The 21,388-nt window shown below is 38.4% G+C and carries 17 protein-coding genes; all 17 read left to right on the top strand.

Translation table 11 applies throughout. The annotated features are described in order from the left end of the window. Positions 1 to 9 precede the first annotated feature (9 nt). Positions 10 to 2,298: an FtsK/SpoIIIE family DNA translocase gene (locus ACYQ73_RS02770; RefSeq protein ID WP_460011052.1), complete on the top strand. Its 2,289-nt coding sequence runs from the start codon at positions 10 to 12 to the stop codon at positions 2,296 to 2,298. 187 nt (positions 2,299 to 2,485) lie between these two features. Then, complete coding sequence (locus tag ACYQ73_RS02765; protein ID WP_132357384.1) at positions 2,486 to 3,214, top strand: GntR family transcriptional regulator; 729 nt, start codon at positions 2,486 to 2,488, stop codon at positions 3,212 to 3,214. Positions 3,215 to 3,268: 54 nt separating this feature from the next. Then, on the top strand, positions 3,269 to 4,357 hold the full coding sequence (locus tag ACYQ73_RS02760; protein WP_460011051.1) for a BMP family lipoprotein: 1,089 nt from the start codon (positions 3,269 to 3,271) through the stop codon (positions 4,355 to 4,357). 705 nt (positions 4,358 to 5,062) lie between these two features. Further along, complete coding sequence (locus ACYQ73_RS02755; RefSeq protein ID WP_460011050.1) at positions 5,063 to 6,610, top strand: ABC transporter ATP-binding protein; 1,548 nt, start codon at positions 5,063 to 5,065, stop codon at positions 6,608 to 6,610. Then, the gene (locus ACYQ73_RS02750; RefSeq protein ID WP_460011049.1) at positions 6,610 to 7,656 is read left to right on the top strand and encodes an ABC transporter permease; all 1,047 of its coding nucleotides are present in this window, start codon (positions 6,610 to 6,612) and stop codon (positions 7,654 to 7,656) included. The genes ACYQ73_RS02755 and ACYQ73_RS02750 overlap by 1 nt, the downstream gene beginning before the upstream one ends. Before the next feature lies 1 nt (position 7,657). After that, entirely contained in the window at positions 7,658 to 8,623 is a 966-nt protein-coding gene (locus ACYQ73_RS02745; protein ID WP_460011048.1) for an ABC transporter permease, read from the top strand. 260 nt (positions 8,624 to 8,883) lie between these two features. Further along, a complete protein-coding gene (gene yfmF / locus ACYQ73_RS02740) occupies positions 8,884 to 10,155 on the top strand; it encodes an EF-P 5-aminopentanol modification-associated protein YfmF (protein ID WP_460011047.1) in 1,272 nt (423 codons plus the stop codon). Next, entirely contained in the window at positions 10,152 to 11,453 is a 1,302-nt protein-coding gene (gene yfmH, locus ACYQ73_RS02735; protein WP_460011046.1) for an EF-P 5-aminopentanol modification-associated protein YfmH, read from the top strand. The genes yfmF and yfmH overlap by 4 nt, the downstream gene beginning before the upstream one ends. Continuing rightward, complete coding sequence (gene ymfI, locus ACYQ73_RS02730) at positions 11,450 to 12,178, top strand: elongation factor P 5-aminopentanone reductase (protein ID WP_460011045.1); 729 nt, start codon at positions 11,450 to 11,452, stop codon at positions 12,176 to 12,178. Before yfmH ends, ymfI begins: the two co-directional genes overlap by 4 nt. A 44-nt stretch (positions 12,179 to 12,222) precedes the next feature. Next, entirely contained in the window at positions 12,223 to 12,480 is a 258-nt protein-coding gene (locus ACYQ73_RS02725) for a DUF3243 family protein (protein WP_460011044.1), read from the top strand. Between the two features lie 229 nt (positions 12,481 to 12,709). Then, on the top strand, positions 12,710 to 13,498 hold the full coding sequence (locus ACYQ73_RS02720) for a DUF3388 domain-containing protein (protein ID WP_142507413.1): 789 nt from the start codon (positions 12,710 to 12,712) through the stop codon (positions 13,496 to 13,498). A gap of 25 nt (positions 13,499 to 13,523) precedes the next feature. Then, positions 13,524 to 14,432 carry a helix-turn-helix domain-containing protein gene (locus tag ACYQ73_RS02715; protein ID WP_460011043.1) on the top strand — a complete coding sequence of 303 codons (909 nt, stop codon included), beginning with the start codon at positions 13,524 to 13,526 and terminating at the stop codon, positions 14,430 to 14,432. Positions 14,433 to 14,482: 50 nt separating this feature from the next. Further along, entirely contained in the window at positions 14,483 to 15,061 is a 579-nt protein-coding gene (pgsA, locus tag ACYQ73_RS02710) for a CDP-diacylglycerol--glycerol-3-phosphate 3-phosphatidyltransferase (RefSeq protein WP_460011042.1), read from the top strand. 17 nt (positions 15,062 to 15,078) lie between these two features. Continuing rightward, on the top strand, positions 15,079 to 16,335 hold the full coding sequence (locus ACYQ73_RS02705; protein ID WP_460011041.1) for a competence/damage-inducible protein A: 1,257 nt from the start codon (positions 15,079 to 15,081) through the stop codon (positions 16,333 to 16,335). 442 nt (positions 16,336 to 16,777) lie between these two features. Next, the gene (recA, locus tag ACYQ73_RS02700; protein WP_460011040.1) at positions 16,778 to 17,842 is read left to right on the top strand and encodes a recombinase RecA; all 1,065 of its coding nucleotides are present in this window, start codon (positions 16,778 to 16,780) and stop codon (positions 17,840 to 17,842) included. Between the two features lie 645 nt (positions 17,843 to 18,487). Continuing rightward, positions 18,488 to 20,047 (top strand): ribonuclease Y, encoded by a 1,560-nt coding sequence (gene rny / locus ACYQ73_RS02695; RefSeq protein WP_460011039.1) that lies wholly within the window; start codon positions 18,488 to 18,490, stop codon positions 20,045 to 20,047. A gap of 333 nt (positions 20,048 to 20,380) precedes the next feature. Beyond that, the gene (locus ACYQ73_RS02690; protein ID WP_460011038.1) at positions 20,381 to 21,145 is read left to right on the top strand and encodes a tyrosine-protein phosphatase; all 765 of its coding nucleotides are present in this window, start codon (positions 20,381 to 20,383) and stop codon (positions 21,143 to 21,145) included. Positions 21,146 to 21,388: the final 243 nt, after the last annotated feature.

The following is a 21,388-nucleotide window of genomic DNA, read 5'->3' as shown; positions in this document are numbered from 1 at the left end:
GTGAAATAGATGGCGACTAGTAAAAAAAGAAAAGTCACGAAAGGTAAAACGACTTCAGAAAAAAAAGAAATGCATCCGCTTATGTATGAAGTTTTAGGGCTTATCTTAATTGCATTAGCGGTTATTATGATTTTTGAATATGGCATGATTGGACGTGTTCTCCAAACTATAGCAATGTTTCTTTTAGGAAATTTACATTTTGCTGTGCCATTTATGCTTATATTTGTTGCGTTATTACTGATGATTGGGCGGAAAAAAATAAGCATTTATGATCGTCTCATATTAGGAATGCTCCTCATTGTTATGAGTTTAACAATTTTTAGTCACGGCATTCTTTTTGAACAATTATCAAAATCTGGAGGTTTATTATCAGACTCTGTGTTGCGAGAATCTTGGCGAATTTTAATTAATTCAGAGGGTATAATCCATCGAAGTAATGCACTTGGCGGAGGTATGATTGGTGCACTGTTATTCAGTGCTCTACATGTATTATTTGAGGCAAAAGGTGCGAAGGTCGTTGCATGGGTTATTTTCTTTATTGGCTTAATTTTAGTAACAGGAAAGGCGCTTGTTCCATATTTAGCGGAAAAAATGCCTGACCTTTTTGGCAAATGGCAAAAGAAACATCGTGAAAAGAAAAAAAATGTGCCAAAGAAACCTAAAAATCGCCGTTCAAAAGTAGAAAGCAAGGATGAAATCGCAGCTGTCGAACAGGAGCCTAAGGTACAAGAGGAAGAAGAAGTTTCTCATGAACCAATCATCTCTGCCTTTACTCAAAATGTGTCTCATGAACGAGAAGAATTTGCAATAGCTGAAAATGAAGATATAGAACATGGAGAAATGGTTGATGATGTCCATATCGAAGGGGCAGATGCTGTAGAAAATGCAGATTATCAACTGCCGTCTTATAATCTATTACAATTACCGCCACAACATGACCAAAGTGGCGAATATTCTGTCATTCAGGCAAATGCGAAAAAGCTTGAGCAAACTTTGCAAAGCTTTGGCGTAAAGGCAAAAGTAACGCAGGTTCATTTAGGCCCAGCAGTAACGAAATACGAAATATTACCGGATATAGGCGTGAAGGTGAGTAAAATTGTAAACTTACAGGATGATCTTGCCTTAGCACTTGCTGCAAAGGATATTCGTATGGAAGCACCTATTCCTGGGAAGTCTGCGATTGGCATTGAAGTACCAAATAGTGAGGTAGCCATCGTTACACTTCGGGAAGTGTTAGAGTCTAAAGATGGTGCAAAGCCAGAAGCTTTATTACAAGTCGCATTAGGTCGTGATATTACTGGACAAGCAGTACTCGCCGAGCTCAATAAAATGCCACATTTACTTGTTGCAGGTTCAACGGGTAGTGGGAAAAGTGTGTGTATAAATGGTATTGTCGTATCAATCCTAATGCGTACAAAACCACATGAGGTAAAGTTAATGATGATTGACCCGAAAATGGTGGAGTTAAATGTTTATAATGGAATTCCTCATCTACTGGCACCAGTTGTTACGGATGCTCGTAAAGCGTCTCAGGCGCTGAAGAAAGTTGTGGCTGAAATGGAGCGCCGCTATGATTTATTTTCTCATACAGGTACTCGGAATATCGAAGGCTACAATGGTCATGTACAAAAAGTCAATGAGCAAACGGATGAAAAACATCCGAAATTACCTTATATTGTCGTAATTGTAGACGAGTTAGCGGACTTAATGATGGTTGCCTCAAGTGATGTAGAGGATTCTATTACACGTTTAGCACAAATGGCACGTGCAGCAGGGATTCATTTAATTATTGCAACCCAACGACCAAGTGTTGATGTATTGACAGGAGTTATTAAAGCAAATATTCCTTCGCGTATTGCCTTTGCCGTTTCATCAGCTATCGATTCTAGAACAATATTAGATATGGGTGGAGCAGAACGTTTACTCGGTCGAGGAGATATGCTGTTTTTACCTGCTGGTGCATCTAAACCAAAACGTGTGCAAGGGGCATTTTTATCAGATCAAGAAGTTGAGTCAGTTGTTACCTTTGTTATAGAACAGCAAAAAGCACAGTATCAGGAGGAAATGATTCCGACCGAAGAAGAGACAATTTTAGAGGAAACGGACGAATTATTTGATGAGGCTGTGCAGTTAGTTGTAAGTATGCAGACGGCCTCTGTTTCGATGTTGCAACGCCGCTTCCGTATCGGCTATTCGAGAGCTGCTCGTATTGTCGATCAAATGGAACAACGCGGTATTGTCGGGCCTCCAGAGGGTAGTAAACCTCGACAAGTGCTCATTAATCAATACGATAATTAGTGCCAAAACAACGACAAAAAATTGAATAATGTTGTGGACATCGAGAAGGCCCAATTTCATTTTAAAATTTGAACGTAATTAGGCTAAGGTGCAATTGATTTCAATCTATAAAAATGTTATATTTATGAACGATTAGTAGGAATGTTGTACATCAGATGTCTGATCTCTGATATTGGTGGTGATATATGTGACTATTAAAGCAGATCATCGTCATCTCTATCTTCAAGTAATTGATCGTTTAAAGTCTGACATTGAAACAGGCATTTTTAAAGAAAATGAAAAACTGCCTTCAGAGTTTGAATTATCAAAATCACTAGGAGTCAGTCGAGCAACTCTTAGAGAAGCGCTACGACTGTTGGAAGAGGAAAATGTTATTGTACGTCGACATGGGGTGGGGACTTTTGTAAACCCTAAACCGTTGTTTACTTCAGGAATCGAGCATTTATCGAGCATTTCTTCTATGATAGAGGCAGCTGGTATGGAACCCGGTTCCCGCTTTTTAAAGGCGACGGAAAGCATACCTTCTGAGGAAGATTTAAAACGCTTCCAATGTGATGGCGAAGATAAAATACTCACAATTGAACGTGTCAGAACAGCGGATGGCGAGCCAGTAGTATACTGCATAGACAGATTACCAGCAAGCTTCCTGCCAACTGACTTTGTTGAAAAAAAAGAAGTTTCACTTTTCTCTGCACTTGAACAATCCGGTAAAATTCATGTTGCCTATGCCGTTACATATATTGATCCAATCGGGTATCATGAGCAAGCTTCACCGATTTTAAATTGCGGGCGTGAAACAGCTCTTTTAGTATTAAAGCAATTGCATTACGATGATCATGATCAAGTAGTGCTGTATTCAAAAAATTATTTCCGAGCTGATAAATTCAGCTTCCATGTAGTTCGTAAACGGGTGTAGAACATTTCTAAATATTTTTCCTGCTAATTACAATACCTTTGGGGGGTTAACAAAATGAAAAAACGTAAATTTGGCTTAGTATTATCATCAGTTTTAGCTGCAAGTGCAATCTTAGGTGCATGTGGTACGAAAGACGAAGAAAAACCTGCAAAAGAAAATGGAAATGCATCATCAGGCGAAAGCAACAAAGAAGAAGCATTCTCAGTAGCAATGGTTACTGACGTAGGTGGCGTTGATGATAAATCATTCAACCAATCCGCTTGGGAAGGTGTGCAAGCTTACGGTAAAGAAAATAACCTAAAAGAAGGTAATGGCGGCTTCGCTTACTTACAATCAAAATCAGACGCTGACTATGAATCAAATTTAAACGCATTATTACGTCGTGACTTTAATTTAGTTTTTGGTATTGGTTATTTGATGGAAGATGCTATGACTGCAATAGCTGAAGAAAATCCAGATAAAAAATTCGCAATCGTTGACGCTTCAGTTAAAGCAGACAACGTAGCATCTATTATGTTCAAAGAGCAAGAAGGTGCCTTCTTAGCTGGTGTAGCTGCTGCAAAAATGACTAAAACAGGAAAAATCGGCTTCGTTGGTGGAGGAGATATTCCCGTTATTAATCGCTTTGAAGCTGGCTTCGTTGAAGGAGCTAAAACAGTAAATCCGGCTATTGATATTCAAAAGAAATATACTGGCGCATTTGATAAAGCTGATCTTGGTAAAATGACAGCTAACAGCATGTATTCTTCAGGTGTAGATATTATTTTCCACGCTGCTGGTGCAACTGGTAACGGTGTATTCTCTGAGGCAAAGGAACGTAAGAAAAAAGATCCTAATGCAAATGTATGGGTAATTGGTGTAGATGCTGACCAATACGAAGAAGGTAAAGTAGATGATAAAACAAACGTTACTTTAACTTCTATGTTAAAAGGTGTTAACGCAGCAGTTATAGATATTTCAAATAAAGCTAAAAACGGTGAATTCCCTGGTGGCAAAACGCTTACTTATGGTTTAGCTGAAGACGGCGTGAAACTTGCAGATTCTCGTGGTGCAATCCCAGCAGATGTTCAAACTGTTATTGATGAATATAAAGAAAAAATTGCTAAAGGTGAAATTAAAGTTCCAGAAAAAGTGAAAAAATAATTCATCTTTTGATCATCATAAGGACTTTTAAAAGGCCCTTATGATGATTTTTCAATCTATCGTTATATTTCGACTATTCGCAATACTCTATTTGATTCTTTTTGTTTACCATAGAGGTAGTAATTTTTCTATGAGTTTATCGTAAGAATAGTAATGATGGTAACAAGTTAATAGAAGAAAGGTTTCTAACGATGACCTTTCCTGTATTAATTTATCTTCATTCAGAAGAATATCTACCTCTATTAGTGAGACAAGACATGCATGAATTTTTTGTTAATAGGGTACATAATGCCAACTGAACGAAGATGGAACCTCTGGCTGAGGTCATTGCTGTCGATGTAAAAAACGTTGAACTAACAGTGACTATGGCTAGTATTATTAAGTTTGTCTCAAACAAATATAGAAAACGGTTTCAAAAACTGGACGTATTGTTTATCTGTGCGAAATGGAGTGTTAACGAGGCGTCAGTAACACATGTTTTCTGTAGCGAAAGCAAAGCGACAGCTACACATGTTTTCTGTAGTGAAAGCGAAGCCGTAGCTACAAAATGTTTTACGTAGCGAAAACAAAGCAATAGCTACACATGTTTTCTGTAGCGAAAGCAGAGCGACAGCTACAAAATGTTTTCTTTGGCGAAAGCAAGGCGACAGCCACAATTACGCCAAGGCGAAATTGATAAAAGTGCCTATTAAGGGAGTGACGAAATTGGAATACGTGATTGAGATGCTAGGAATCCGAAAAGAATTCGGTGATTTCGTGGCGAATAATAACATCACCCTCCAACTGAAAAAAGGCGAAATCCATGCATTACTAGGTGAAAATGGTGCAGGTAAATCGACTTTAATGAACGTCCTTTTTGGTTTGTATCAACCAGAGGGCGGCGAAATTCGAGTTCGTGGGAAGGCTGTTAAAATTACAAATCCGAATGTGGCCAATGATCTAGGAATTGGTATGGTGCATCAACACTTTATGTTGGTGGAAAATTTTACAGTAACAGAGAATATTATTTTAGGTTCTGAGCCTACAAAAATGGGTGTTATTAATATTAAAGATGCGGCAAAGAAAGTACAGGCACTTTCGGAAAAGTATGGTTTAGATGTTGATCCATATGCCAAAATCGAGAATATTACAGTAGGGATGCAACAGCGTGTTGAAATTTTAAAGACATTATACCGCGGTGCAGAAATTTTAATCTTTGACGAACCTACTGCATCTTTAACACCACAGGAGATTACGGAGCTTATTCAAATAATGCGCCGCTTAATTGCAGAGGGCAAATCCATTATTTTGATTACCCATAAGCTAAAAGAAATTATGGAAGTCTCAGACCGTGTGACGATTATCAGAAAAGGGGAAGGGATTGGAACAGTTACAACTGCTGAAACAAATCCTGACCAATTAGCTGAAATGATGGTTGGTCGCCAAGTCGAATTTAAAACAGAAAAAACAGAAGCAAATCCAACTGATGAAGTACTTGCGATTGAAAACTTGATTGTTACAGACTATCGTAATATCGATAAAGTAAAAGGGTTGAACTTAAAAGTACGCAAAGGTGAAATTGTTGGTATTGCGGGTATCGATGGAAACGGACAATCTGAGTTAATCGAGGCCATAACGGGTCTACGTAAAATTAAAAGTGGTAACGTTAAATTAAATGGCAAAGAAATAACAAATATGAAGCCTCGAAAAATTACGGAGGAAGGCGTTGGGCATATCCCACAAGACCGTCATAAACACGGTTTAGTGTTAGATTTCCCAATAGGTCATAATATCGCACTGCAAACATATTATCAGTCTCCAATCGCTAAGGGCTTTGTCATGGACTACAAGAAAGTGTCTGAAAAAGCACGCCAAATCATTGAGGAATATGATGTGCGTACTGGTAATGGTGAAATGACACCGGCTCGTGCCCTTTCAGGTGGTAACCAACAAAAAGCGATTATCGGTCGTGAAATTGATCGTAATCCTGATTTATTGATCGCAGCATTACCAACACGTGGTCTTGACGTAGGGGCAATTGAATTTATTCACTCTCGCCTTATTGAGCAGCGTGATAAAGGAAAAGCAGTACTGTTAATTTCATTTGAATTAGATGAAGTCATGAATGTTTCGGATCGTATCGCTGTTATTTATGACGGTCAAATTGTGGATGAGTTAAATCCAAAAGAAACGACAGAACAAGAGCTGGGCCTATTAATGGCAGGGCAAAGTAGTAAAAATAACATGAATGGTGCGAAGGAGGGGAACGACTAATGTCAAATCGTGTCATTAATATACTCGTTCCTATCATCTCTATCATTATCGGTTTAATCGTTGGTGCTATCGTGATGGTAGTCAGCGGCTATGACCCAGTACAAGGTTATAGTGCCCTTTGGACAGGTATTTTTGGAGATTCATATTCAATTGGGAACACAATCCGTCAAATAACACCGTACATATTGGCGGGTCTTGCGGTAGCATTTGCCTTCCGCACAGGTTTATTCAACATCGGTGTTGAAGGTCAGCTAATTTTAGGTTGGCTAGCAGCAGCTTGGGTAGGATATGCATTTGATTTACCTAAAATCATTCACTTACCATTAGCATTACTTGCGGCAGCAGCTGCAGGTGCATTTTGGGCCTTTATTGCAGGTTTCTTAAAAGCGAAATTTAAAGTTCACGAAGTTATTGCGACAATTATGTTAAACTACACTGCGCTTTATATTGCGAATGCAGTCATTAAAAACTTGTCAGACGGTGGCTTTAAAACAGAACGAGTTCATGTATCAGCTTCATTACGTTCTCCGTTTTTAAGAGAGCTAACAGACAATTCAAGTCTTCACTATGGCATCATTGTTGCTCTGTTAATGGTAATAGTTATGTGGTTCATTTTAGAAAAAACAACACGCGGATATGAGCTAAAAGCGGTAGGCTTTAACAAGCATGCTGCAGACTATGCTGGTATGAGCGTTAACAAAAACATTATTTTAGCTATGACGATTTCAGGTATGTTCGCAGGTCTTGGTGGTGCTATGGAGGCACTAGGTACTTTCGGAAACGCTTCTATTAAACCAGGCTTTACAGGTATTGGTTTCGATGGGATTGCTGTTGCCTTACTTGGTGCCAATACGCCACTAGGGGTAGTATTCGGGGCTTCATTATTCGGCTCACTTAAATACGGAGCACTAAATATGCCAAATGCTGCAGGTATTCCAGAGGAAATCGTGTCTATTATTATCGCGTTAATTATTTTCTTCGTGGCATCAGGCTATATTATTCGAGTAGCAGTACAAAAGTTGAGCAAGAAAAAGGAGGGACAATAACATGGGCTTTTTAGAAATGTTATATTTCATCATCCCTTCGGCGATTCTTTATGCAACACCTTTAATTTTTACGGCAATCGGTGGTGTATTCTCTGAACGTTCTGGTGTAGTAAACATCGGATTAGAAGGTTTAATGATTGTTGGTGCATTTGTTGGTATTTATGTCAATTTAGAATATGCTTCAACTTTCGGTTCAGCAACAATTTGGATGGCAATGCTGGCAGCTTTCATTATTGGGGGAATCTTTTCACTTCTTCATGCAGTTGCGTCTATTTCCTTCCGTGCCGATCAAACAGTATCGGGGGTAGCTATTAACTTATTAGGTTTAGCGGTATCCGTATTCTTGGTAAAAATGATTTATGATAAAGGTCAAACAGATATGATTGACCAAACCTATGCAATAAATCGTTTCGCTATCCCTTATTTAGAGGACATACCGTTCTTTGGTCCATTATTATTCCAAAATGTCTACAGTACATCGATATTAGCTTTTGCAGTAGCTATTGGGGCATGGTTTATCATTTATAAAACACCATTTGGATTACGTTTACGCGCTGTCGGTGAACATCCAATGGCTGCAGATACGATGGGTGTAAACGTTAATAGAATGCGCTATATTGCTGTTGTTATTTCTGGGGCATTAGGTGGTCTTGGTGGTGCAGTGTATGCGCAATCAATTGCAGGCAATTTCTCACATGCAACAATTGCCGGCCAAGGCTTTATGGCCATTGCTGCAATGATATTCGGTAAATGGCATCCGATCGGTGCATTAGGTGCAGCTTTATTCTTTGGGGTAGCACAAACGTTAAGTGTTGCAGGAAGCGGAATTCCTTACATTCAAGATATTCCAGCTGTATACTTACAAATTTTACCGTACGTCTTAACGATCTTTGCATTAGCAGGATTTATCGGTAAAGCAAATGCACCAAAAGCTAGTGGCCAACCTTATATTAAAGGGAAACGCTAATAACAAACAGATAATTATTGATACTAAAGACTGGGCGAAAATGCTCAGTCTTTTTCCTTGTACATATCTCAAGTGTTTGGGAAAATAATGGTTGGATGTTGATCTTTATTTGCTAGTATAAACAGGTTCATCAATTATCCAAATGTAATTTCACACATTTCATATACATACTTTGGATTCTTTTTGCAATTATAGACAATAGACATGTATAGTATGTGTAGTACTTTGTTATATTAAGATAGATAAGGAGGGTTCTATATATGTTTAAAACAATACCTTTTGCAAAAGGTGTCAATTTGCATATCCGACAAACGACCCAATTTAAAACCGTAAATTTTTCAATTAAATGGAGAAGAGCTTTAACGGCGACAAATGCGTCTGAACGTACAGTGTTAACAAATGTATTGCAACACAGTAATGATAAATATAAGACAACAGCTGCATTCCGAAGTTTCTTGGATGACTTGTATGGCACAGTGTTATATTTTGACACATCTAAACGTGGTAATGAACATACAGTACTGATGAATGTAGAAGCCGTTAATGATCATTATTTGGCAAATACAAGTGTTTTAAACGAGGTACTTGATTTATTGCACACAGCAATATTTGAACCGAATTTAGAAAATAGTGTATTTAAGGAATCAATTGTGGAACGTGAAAAGAAAACAGTCATTCAGCGTATTGAGTCCATTTTTGACGATAAATCTCGTTTTGCGCAACAACGCATTCAACAAATTTTACGTCCAAATGAACCGGCCTCTATTTCTGCTAACGGAACTGTCGAGGACATTCAAAAAATTACCCCGACGTCATTGTTTGAAGCATATCAATCCATGCTTGCTAACGATAAAATAGACATTTATGTCGCGGGTGATATCAATGAAGACGAAATCGTAGCGAAACTAAAAGAAGCGCTACCATTTAATGATCGTACACCTGAAGAAATTCCTGCTGTACTTCCACAACAGCATCCACAAAATGATTATGTACGTGAACAACAAGAAATGAAGCAAGGTAAGCTGCATATCGGCTTTAGTACACCAGTACGATTTGGTGACGCTGATTTCGCCAAAATGCAAATCTTTAACGGCGTGTTCGGTGGCTATCCTCATGCCAAATTATTTATGAATGTTCGTGAAAAGGAAAGTTTAGCCTACTATGCGTCTAGCTCATATGCATCACATTATGGCTTAGTCTTTGTTGTATCTGGGATTGAACCAAAGAATGAGGAAAAAGCGCTATCACTTATTAAGGAACAACTTGCTGTTATGCAAGCGGGCGATATTACAGATTTGGAAATAGAGCAAACAAAGGCAATGCTGACGAATCAGCTAAAAGAAGCGTTGGATTCTGCTCGAGGACAAATAGAAATTTTTGACCAATATAAAGATTTACCCGAGGAGTTCTCTGTTGAAGCTTGGGCAAATAAATGGAAAGCTGTGACAAAGCAAGATATTGTTGAAATGGCGAAGCAAGTACAGCTAGAAGCGGTCTATTTCTTATGTGGAAAGGAGCAAGCCGCACAATGAAAACAATTGAATTCAAACAATTAGATGAAACATTGTATTATGAAAAATTAGAAAATGGCTTAGATGTCTATATTTTACCAAAAAAAGGCTTTTCCAAAACATTTGTAACGTTCACCACAAAATACGGTTCTGTTGACCGTACATTTGTGCCAATGGGTGGAACTGAAAGCATTACAGTACCAGATGGCATTGCCCACTTTTTAGAGCATAAAATGTTTGAAAAAGAAGATGGAGATGTCTTCCAAAAGTTTAGTGAATTCGGCGCTTCAGCCAATGCCTTTACATCATTTACACGTACAGCGTATTTATTTTCTTCGACGAACAATATTTATAACAGCACAGAAACACTATTAAATTTTGTGCAAGAGCCTTACTTTACAGAAGCAACTGTTAATAAGGAAAAGGGCATTATTGGTCAGGAAATTACGATGTACGATGATCAGCCAGATTGGCGTCTATATTTTGGTACAATCGAAAATATGTATCATAATCACCCAGTAAAAATTGATATCGCTGGTACAATTGAGTCGATTGATGGCATTACAGCGGACCATTTATATACGTGCTACAATACATTTTATCATCCGTCCAATATGTTATTGTTTGTCATTGGTGCAGTAGATCCTAATGAAATGATGACGTTTATTCGTGACAATCAAGACAAAAAAGAATTCCCTGAACCAACACCAATTCAACGCTTTTTCGATCAAGAGCCGACAGAAGTTGCTATCAAAGAACGTGAGTTGCATATGGATGTACAAAAACCTAAGGTCTATATCGGCTTAAAAGCAAAAGAAACAAATCTTTCTGGGCATGATATGTTAAAACATGAGCTGTCTGTTCAAATTGCACTTGAACTTATTTTTGGACGTACATCTAAATTTTATGAGAATGTCTATGATGAAGGATTAATCGATGAAACGTATGCATTTGATTTCACGTTAGAAAATGGCTTTGGATTTGCTATGATTGGCTCAGATTCTACAGAACCGGCCGCATTAGAGAAAGCTATTAAGGAAGAATTAGCAAAGTATGATGGAGATGCACATTTTGAAAGTGCCGATTTAGAACGAGTAAAACGTAAAAAAATAGGTTTCTTCCTACGTGCACTGAACTCGATTGAATTTATCGCCAACCAATTTACACGTTATTCGTTTAATGATATGAATTTGTTCGATGTTGTGCCTGTACTAGAAGAATTAACGATTGAAGATTTGAAAAAAGCATTTTCTTCAGTTCAAGGTGAATCTCAACAAACTGTCTTTAAAATTTTACCTACAGAGAAGGGCGTACAGTGAAAAAGTTTGCCCTCGTTTTAGGTGCATCGGGTGAGATTGGCCGTGCTATTTGTCGAAGTCTGGCAGAAGACGGTTGGTCCATCTACATACACTATTCAAACAATGAAAAAGCAGCACAAGCTTTATACTGCTCCCTTTCAGAAAGTTTCCCTGCACAGGAGTTTATGCCTGTACAGGGAGATTTTTCGAAAGCGTCCGGGGCACAATTGCTAGCATCTCAAATTTTTAATGTGCAAGCGATTGTCTTTGCAAATGGTCAAGCACATTATTCTCTGCTTGAAGATACTACGGTGGAGGATATGGACGCATTATGGCGTGTCCATGTACAAAATCCAATGCGTCTAACGGCATTGTTGTCATCAAAGCTGCGCGCTCACGACGTCAGCTATGTGCTTTTTATTGGTTCAATTTGGGGAGAGGCTGGATCGGCTGGTGAAGCACTTTACGCCGCTGTGAAGGGCGCCCAACATGCTTTTGTGAAGTCATATGCAAAAGAAGCAGCACTGTCACGTATTCGTGTTAATGCCATTGCACCTGGTTTTATTAATACCTCGATGAACAGTCATTTAAGCGTAGAGGAGCTTGAATATATTTTAGAGGACATTCCACTAGGTATAACTGGACAAACAACGGATGTTGCTGAAATGGTACGTTTTTATCTTTCTGGAAAAGCAGATTATGTAACGGGACAAATTATTAGGGTAAACGGTGGCTGGTACATATAATGTTCTTTTCTGCACATACTACATGTGTAAAGGAGGAGGAACATATGACTATTTTAGAAAACTGGCAAAAATGGACATCGTTTTTAGGTCAAAATGTTATGCGAGCAGAATCAAGTGGGATGCCAACGAAAATGATTCAACAAGCTGCTGTACAAATTGGAGAATATTTGGCGACAAATGTCGATCCTAAAAATGAACAAGAGCGAGTGTTGTCGGATTTATGGGGCGTTGCCTCTGAAGATGAAAAACAAGCATTGGCGAATTGTGTCATTAAACTTGTAGAAAATAAGCCTGTGCAGTAAAACGAAGAGGAGAACTATCTCCTCTTTTTTTTCTGTATAAAAGAGTGATTTTCGCATTGAAAAGGGAACGTATGTAAGCCTATTCTTTATGTTCAAAAAAAAATTAGTAAGTTTTTAAAAATAACGCCATAATTCCATGTATTCTAACTTTCCATTACATAAAAAATCAGCTATGATGGAACTTATAAAGGATTTTTTACGTTAACTAATAGGAAGGGAACGAGTGTGTTTGAGCGATTGGTACTTTGAATATGAAATTCAGGTGAATCGCCCTGGATTATTAGGAGATATTGCTTCACTTTTAGGGATGCTTCGTGTCAATATTATTTCAATAAATGGTGTCGATGAGGATCGACGTGGTATGTTAGTGCATACAGACAACGATGAGACAATTGAGCGTTTTCGTACAATTGTTTCGACAATGGAACATATTAACGTTACCAAATTTCGACAACCTAAGCTCCGTGATCGTTTAGCCATTAGGCACGGTCATTATATTCCTCGAGATGCAGATGAAAAAAATACCTTCCGCTTCGTACGAGATGAACTTGGTATTTTAGTTGACTTTATGGCTGAGCTCTTTAAAAAAGACGGGCATAAGCTTATTGGGATACGTGGAATGCCTCGTGTTGGAAAAACTGAATCAATTGTAGCGGCAAGTGTATGTGCCAATAAAAAATGGATTTTTTTATCGTCTACAATGATTAAGCAGACTGTTCGCAATAAACTTGCTGGTGATGAATTCAGTGACAATAATATTTTTATATTAGATGGCATTGTGACACGTCGTTCATCTGATGAGCGACATTTGCAACTAGTGCGTGAAATGATGAGTATGCCTTCCATTAAGGTCATCGAGCATCCAGACATGTTTGTTCAGCATTCAGAATATAAGATAGAGGATTTTGATTATATCATTGAATTGCGTCATCACCCAGATGAAGAAATTACGTATGAAATAATGGAAAAAAGCCAAATGATGTCCGAATCTAATTCATTTGGTGGATTTAATTTTTAATTTGATATTAAAGTAGGTGTTATGAGTGGCAGAATTGGGAACTCGACTGAAAGAGGCGAGACTGTCTAAAGGCTACAGCTTAGACGATTTACAAGAAATTACGAAAATTCAAAAGCGTTATTTAATAGGTATTGAAGAAGGCAATTATTCGATTATGCCTGGTTCGTTTTATGTACGAGCTTTTATTAAACAATATGCTGACGCTGTTGGTTTGGACGCAGAGGAGCTTTTAGAAACTTTTAAAAGCGAGCTACCAGGTACTCCAAACAATCAAGTAAGTCAATCGATGACGAGTAGTCCAAGTAGAAGAAAAGTTTCAAAAGGCCCTTCTACTAAAATGATGGAGGCAATGCCGAAAATAATCGTTGGTTTATTTATCATTGTCATTATTGTGGTGATTTGGGTGCTTATGCAGTCAAAAAATAAAGCGGTGCCCGATGCTATGGACGATACTCCATCAGAAATAGAATATGATACAAAAGCAAAACCAATAGATACAGAAAAAGATAAAGAGCTTAAAAAAGCTCAAACAAATAACAAACAAGACTCAGCAGATTCAAAAGATTCAACACAGGAAACACCTGATGAAAAGCAAACTGAAGAGGTTAAGCAATCGATTTCAGCTGGGGCTATTGAAGCGGATGGTGCTACAACTTCATATACGTTAACAGGTACAGATGCATTTAAAATACGTATAGAAGTATCAGGTCCTACATTTATCGGTATTCGAAACCAACAGCAACAAGAATTACTATCAGATACTCGTGTATATAATGCAGGAGAAGTAGTAGAATTCGACGCAACATCTCAAAGTTACGCCCGTATCCGTTTAGGTAATTCAGCGCAAGCTAAAGTATATATTAATGACGAGCCTTTAACGTATGCACAGCAAATTGTAACGCAAAACATCGTCATCAATTTCAATAAAGAATAGTAGTCATCTAGTGATGACTACTTTCTTTCATCATGAAAGGTGTTAGAAAAATGAACATTCCAAATAAAATTACCATCTCTCGAATCTTACTTATTCCGTTCTTTGTCATTGTTATGATGTTTGATTTTGGCTGGGGAACAATGTCACTATTCGGTGCGACGATGCCTGTTCATCATTTTGTAGGTGCACTCATTTTTATTATTGCTTCAACGACTGATTGGGTGGATGGTTATTATGCACGTAAGTACAATCTTGTGACAACATTTGGGAAATTTTTAGACCCACTTGCTGACAAGTTGCTAGTTTCAGCGGCTTTTATTTTAATGGTAGAGCTTAAAATGGCGCCTGCATGGATCATTATTATTATTATTAGCCGTGAGTTTGCAGTAACTGGCTTGCGTTTAATATTGGCAGGTGAAGGAGAAGTTGTTGCGGCGAACCAGCTTGGTAAAATTAAAACATGGGCGCAAATTGTAGCCATCGGAGCAGCACTTTTACACAATACAATCTTTACACTTATCGGTCTTCCATTCGATACAATTATGCTATATATTGCATTGTTCTTTACGCTATGGTCTGGGTGGGATTATTTCTATCTAAATCGACGTGTCTTACTTGAGTCTAAATAAGAGAGGTCTTGAGGATCATGAATGCTGAAATTCTTGCAGTTGGCTCAGAGTTATTGCTTGGTCAGATTTCGAACACAAATGCAAGATTTATCTCTAGTCAGTTGTCCGAGTTAGGAATAAATGTGTATTATCACACGGTTGTTGGAGATAATGCACAACGTTTAGAAGAGGCTATTTCCATTGCAGAGACTCGTGCTGATTTAATCATTTTCTCTGGTGGGCTTGGTCCTACAAAGGATGATTTAACAAAGGAAACGATTGCACGTCATCTTGATGTTTCTCTCGAATTTGATGATATCGCACTGGCTAATATTGAGCAGTTTTTTGCAAAACGAGGACGTCCAATGACGGATAATAATCGTAAGCAGGCTTTAATACTAACGGGTAGTGAGGTGCTTTCAAACTATCATGGTATGGCACCTGGCATGATATTAACAAAGGATGAACGTACGTATATTTTACTTCCAGGGCCACCTAAAGAGCTTGAACCAATGTTCCAGTTTGAAGCAAAGCCAAAGCTTGGTGCGATGTTAAATGCTGGAGGGGTAATTACATCGCATGTCATGCGTTTTTATGGAATTGGAGAGGCGGAGCTTGAGGTTCGTGTCCAACATATTTTAGATGCGCAAACAAATCCAACTGTTGCTCCACTTGCTTCTGACGGCGAGGTTACATTGCGTGTAACTGCTAAAGCAGAAACGGAGCAAGAAGCGCAGCATCTTATTGCCGCAAAGGTAGCAGAGATTCAAGCGCTTGTTGGGAACTATCAATACGGTATAGATGATGATTCTCTTGCCTCTAAAACAGTAGAAATGTTACTAGACAATAAGTTAACGATTTCTGCAGCAGAAAGTTTAACAGCGGGATTATTTCAATCAGAACTAGCTGAAATACCAGGTGTAGGAGATGCCCTTGTTGGTGGCGTTGTTACGTATACAGAAGAGGCTAAGATTAAGCAACTCGGTATTTCAAAAGATTTTTTAACTACACATGGGATTGTAAGCAGTGAATGTGCAGCGGCGATGGCTAGTGCTGTACGTAAAAAGTTTGATACGGATATTGGTATTGGATTAACAGGTGCGGCAGGTCCTACAGCCCATGACCATCAACCAGCGGGGACGGTTTGGATTGGTATTGCCATTGGCGATGAGAAACCAATAACGTATTTACTTCATTTATCGGGTATGCGTAATACAAATCGACTGCGCGCGGCGAAATTTACTTGTCATTATTTAATGCAGCTTTTAGAAGAAAGAGGTTTTAAAAAACGTTAATCAATTCTGCCCGGCATAAATATAGGTTCATCATCAAAAGTTGTAGATGAGATTTTATTAAAATGTTTACTTTGTAAATAAGTTGATTGGAGTGGAGGCTAGGCGACTCCTCGGGGATTAGCGATTAGAGGAACGAAGGCTAAAACCATCACGTCCTGTGATAACGCCTTCGTGACCAACATCCTGTTGGGCCGAGACCCTGCAGCGAAGCGGCTCATCGGACGCCCCCTGGAAAGCGCCCGGCCGGAACGGAAATCAACCACACATTTTGATGATGATCCATAATATAGTCAAAATAGAAATTTGGGTAATGGAAAGTTACCCAAATTTTTATTTTGAAGAAAAACGAATAAACGTTCGCTTTTTTCTTGCGTCTTCTCTCAAAAACAAGTATAGTAGAGATAGAGAAAAACAGTGAACAGTTTTCGAAGGAGGAAAATGAATGAGTGATCGTAAAGCTGCCTTAGAACAGGCGTTAAAACAAATTGAAAAGAATTTTGGTAAAGGTTCCATCATGAAACTTGGCGAAAAGACTGATTTAGAAATCGCTACATCTTCAAGTGGTTCGCTAGCACTTGATGCTGCATTAGGTGTTGGTGGTTATCCACGTGGACGTATTATTGAAGTATACGGCCCAGAATCATCAGGTAAAACAACGGTTGCTCTTCATGCCATCGCAGAAGTGCAGGCAAATGGTGGACAAGCAGCGTTTATCGATGCTGAGCATGCACTAGATCCAATTTACGCACAAAAATTGGGCGTCAATATTGATGAACTTCTATTATCTCAACCAGATACAGGAGAACAGGCGCTTGAAATCGCAGAAGCATTAGTACGTAGTGGTGCTATCGATATCATCGTTATTGACTCCGTAGCAGCATTAGTTCCGAAAGCGGAAATCGAAGGAGATATGGGGGATTCGCATGTTGGTTTACAAGCCCGTTTAATGTCTCAGGCCTTACGTAAGCTTTCAGGTGCTATCAATAAATCAAAAACGATTGCCATTTTCATAAACCAAATTCGTGAAAAAATTGGTGTTATGTTCGGAAACCCAGAAACAACACCTGGTGGACGTGCGCTTAAATTCTACAGCTCAGTACGTTTAGAGGTTCGTCGTGCGGAAGCTATTAAACAAGGCAATGACATTATGGGTAACCGTACAAAAATTAAAATTGTGAAAAATAAAGTAGCGCCACCATTCCGTACAGCTGAAGTTGATATTATGTACGGTGAAGGAATTTCAAAAGAGGGCGAAACAGTCGATTTAGGTGTTGAACTAGACATCGTTCAAAAAAGCGGTTCTTGGTATGCTTACGGTGATGAGCGCCTAGGTCAAGGTCGTGAAAATGCTAAACAATATTTAAAAGAAAATCCAACAGTACTAGACGACATCGCAAATAAAATCCGTGCTTCTTATGGTATTGCATCTTCATCTTACACAATCGCTGCGCATGATGAAGAGGAAGATATGGATGAGGAATTAAAGCTTCTTCTTGAAGATGAATAATATACATGCATTGTTCCCACTCTTTATAGTGAGAGCAATGCATTTTTTTATTTACACATACTGGGGAATGTGGTTTTATAATATTTGTTAGGTTATCCATATATTTGGCGCATCTTCAAAAGTCGTGGATGACAGTTCTGTGAAAATAATTCCTAAGTACTGTTTCTACGCATTAATGTTAAAAGTAAAAATAAGTGTTGTGTAAAAAGCATTAGGTAATTAATCCTCTTAATGGATATGACTTACTTTTTTTCTTGAGAGGGCGAACAGATGCCCGACTATCCTTGACAGAGCTTAAGGCTAGCTATACAATTAAAAATGTATAATTTCTGAATTATGACTTTAAATAGGCAGTACATTCTGACTTCATTTTAAATGAAGACTCTGGCAGATGTCATGGATTTTGAAAGAAATGAATAATAAGAAGATAGCCTTAGATCTTCGCATCCTGCGAAAATGGCTAACGTATCTGCATCGGTAAAACGCCACTTCCTGTGACTATACCGAATGCCCGACATCGTGTCGGCTTCTCGTGCAGACCTAAACATTTATTCAAAATCCGAGACACAATTATTATGCCAAGGCGAAATTGATGTATGCGCCGACTGAAACTGTAATACCCAAATAGCAAGAGGAGGTGTTCATATGGATGGAATTACTATCATCTCCGCTTTGCTTGGACTCATCGTTGGTGCCGCTGTTAGCTATATCTACATGAAAAAAGTGAATGACTCAAAAATCACTGGTGCTAAACATGTCGCTGAAACAATCGTTGAAGAAGGAAAACGAGAAGCGGAGGCATTGAAGAAAGAAGCACTACTTGAGGCCAAAGATGAAACTCACAAATTTCGTACTGAAGCAGAAAATGACATTCGTGAACGTCGTTCAGAACTTCAGAAACAAGAGAACCGTTTATTGCAAAGAGAAGAGAATCTTGATCGCAAAGATGATGCTCTAAATAAGAGAGAAGCAGGCTTAGAGCGTAAAGAACAAGCTCTAAGTGAAAGACAACAGCATATTGAACAGATGGAAAGCAAAGTGGACGAGCTCGTTGCCTTGCAAAAATCAGAGCTAGAGCGAATTTCTGCTTTAACTAGAGATGAAGCAAAAGCTATTATCTTAGGAGAAGTAGAAAAAGAGCTAACAACTGATATTGCTGTGATGACGAAGGAAGCTGAGACACGTGCGAAGGAAGAATCAGATAAAAAAGCACGTGAAATTTTATCACTGGCACTGCAACGTTTTGCTGCAGATCACGTTGCTGAAACAACGGTATCTGTCGTGAACTTGCCAAATGATGAAATGAAAGGTCGTATTATTGGTCGTGAAGGTCGTAACATCCGAACTTTGGAAACGCTAACAGGTATAGATTTAATTATTGATGATACTCCAGAGGCGGTTATTTTATCAGGCTTTGATCCAATTCGTCGTGAAACGGCTCGACTTGCACTTGAAAAACTTGTACAGGATGGTCGCATTCACCCTGCTCGAATTGAGGAAATGGTGGAAAAATCTCGTCGTGAAGTGGATGAACAAATCCGCGAAACAGGTGAGCAGACAACATTTGAAATTGGCATTCATAATTTACATCCAGATTTAATGAAGATTTTAGGCCGCATGAAATATCGTACAAGTTATGGACAAAACGTCCTAAAACATTCAATTGAGGTCGCATATTTAGCAGGCTTGCTCGCTGCTGAACTTGGTGAAGATGTAGCATTAGCTCGCCGTGCAGGCTTATTACATGATATTGGTAAGGCGATTGACCATGAAGTTGAAGGTAGCCATGTCGAAATCGGTGTGGAATTGGCAACAAAATACAAGGAACATCCGGTCGTTATTAACAGTATTGCTTCTCACCATGGTGATACAGAAGCAACATCTGTCATCGCGGTATTAGTGGCTGCAGCTGATGCGTTATCAGCAGCTCGTCCAGGTGCTCGAAGTGAGACGCTTGAAAACTATATCCGCAGACTTGAAAAGTTAGAGGAAATTTCTGAAAGCTATGATGGCGTAGAAAAATCCTTTGCGATTCAGGCTGGTCGTGAAATCCGTATAATTGTACAACCTGAAAAAATTGATGACTTAGCTTCACATCGCTTAGCGAGAGATATCCGTAAGCGAATTGAAGAAGAACTTGATTATCCAGGTCATATTAAAGTAACGGTTATTCGTGAAACACGTGCCGTGGAATATGCGAAATAAAATCATTAATAGATTTTATTTCAAAAGAAAGAATAGAATTTTCGAGTCGATATGCTAGGTGGGTATTTGCACCAGATCATCACAGGAAAATCTTGTCGCGGATTGCGGGCTCGAAATGTTTTTTATTCATGAGGACACTGAAAACTTTAGCAATAATAAGTTAATTTTGCGAAAAAATAGGCAACTTCTTGTTCGGTTTCGAACAAAGAGTTGCCTATTTTTATTTGCTCTTTAGTTTTAAACAATAACCACTTCCTTAAGAGTACTCATAATATTTATAGATTGAGCATAATAAAAGTATTGGACCTTTTCTAATTAGAGAGGAGGATATTGATGGTTGATATGCATAGTCATGTCTTATGGAATGTAGATGATGGACCAAAAACGATGGCAGATACTATGCGGTTGTTTGAACAAGCGGTTAAAGAAGGAATTAAAGAAATAATAGCCACACCCCATTGCCATCACCCACAATATCATGCGGATTATAGCGCAGTGAAAAATCAAATTCATTTATTACAATCTGAACTCATAAAAAAAAGTATTCCCCTAACACTTTTTACCGGGCATGAAGTACGATTATCAGAAAAAATCATTCCACTCTATAAAACAAATCAAATCCACACATTAGCGTGCTCTAATTATATGTTGTTAGAATTACCATCCTATACTGTACCGGCTTATACAATAAGAATTATTCGTGCATTACTGTCTGAAGGAATTATCCCAATTATTGCGCATCCAGAACGAAATAAAGCCATTGTTGAACGGCCTGTTTACTTAGAACGATTAATTTGCGAAGGAGCAAAAGCGCAAATAACTGCTGGAAGCTTAGCTGGTTATTTTGGTCGCACAATACAAAAGCGCTCACTTGAGCTAGTAAGAGCTAATTTAGTTCATACGTATGGATCGGATGTACACAATCTATCATCTCGACCATTTTTTTTTGATGCAGGGCTTTGTTATTTAGAAAAGAAAAAAGAGTTAGATGCCATCGATATATTACTCGAAAATAATGCAAGAATAATTGAAAACCAGCCATTTCTTATACAAGAACCTTGTAAAATCGAAGTGAGAAAATGGTGGAAGATTTTTTAGGATTAAGAGAAGAACTGTACTTAACTTGAGAAATATGTAAGTGAGAAATATGTAAGTGAAAAATACGGAAAGTTTTAATGTCATTATTGAAATCGTTGGTAAATAATGATTACTGTGGCCAGATGGGTCTTGTCGACACCATTTGGACTTTGAAACGTTACTTCATTTTCATGATATTACGAACGATTGTCGTGTCTCATATGAAGAAAAAAATGCTTGAATTATTGAATGAACAGAAGGTGT

It is taken from the genome of Lysinibacillus sp. CTST325 (assembly GCF_054665055.1).
The sequence above is the reverse complement of the archived record's forward strand: the minus strand, read 5'-3'. Positions and strand labels throughout refer to the sequence as shown.

Coding starts and splice junctions, on each gene's coding strand:
- ACYQ73_RS02770 (WP_460011052.1), top strand. CDS start 10: ATGGCGACTAGTAAAAAAAGAAAAGTCACGAAAGGTAAAACGACTTCA.
- rny (WP_460011039.1), top strand. CDS start 18,488: ATGGATGGAATTACTATCATCTCCGCTTTGCTTGGACTCATCGTTGGT.
- ACYQ73_RS02745 (WP_460011048.1), top strand. CDS start 7,658: ATGGGCTTTTTAGAAATGTTATATTTCATCATCCCTTCGGCGATTCTT.
- recA (WP_460011040.1), top strand. CDS start 16,778: ATGAGTGATCGTAAAGCTGCCTTAGAACAGGCGTTAAAACAAATTGAA.
- ACYQ73_RS02690 (WP_460011038.1), top strand. CDS start 20,381: ATGGTTGATATGCATAGTCATGTCTTATGGAATGTAGATGATGGACCA.
- ACYQ73_RS02705 (WP_460011041.1), top strand. CDS start 15,079: ATGAATGCTGAAATTCTTGCAGTTGGCTCAGAGTTATTGCTTGGTCAG.
- yfmH (WP_460011046.1), top strand. CDS start 10,152: ATGAAAACAATTGAATTCAAACAATTAGATGAAACATTGTATTATGAA.
- yfmF (WP_460011047.1), top strand. CDS start 8,884: ATGTTTAAAACAATACCTTTTGCAAAAGGTGTCAATTTGCATATCCGA.
- ACYQ73_RS02760 (WP_460011051.1), top strand. CDS start 3,269: ATGAAAAAACGTAAATTTGGCTTAGTATTATCATCAGTTTTAGCTGCA.
- ACYQ73_RS02725 (WP_460011044.1), top strand. CDS start 12,223: ATGACTATTTTAGAAAACTGGCAAAAATGGACATCGTTTTTAGGTCAA.
- ACYQ73_RS02750 (WP_460011049.1), top strand. CDS start 6,610: ATGTCAAATCGTGTCATTAATATACTCGTTCCTATCATCTCTATCATT.
- pgsA (WP_460011042.1), top strand. CDS start 14,483: ATGAACATTCCAAATAAAATTACCATCTCTCGAATCTTACTTATTCCG.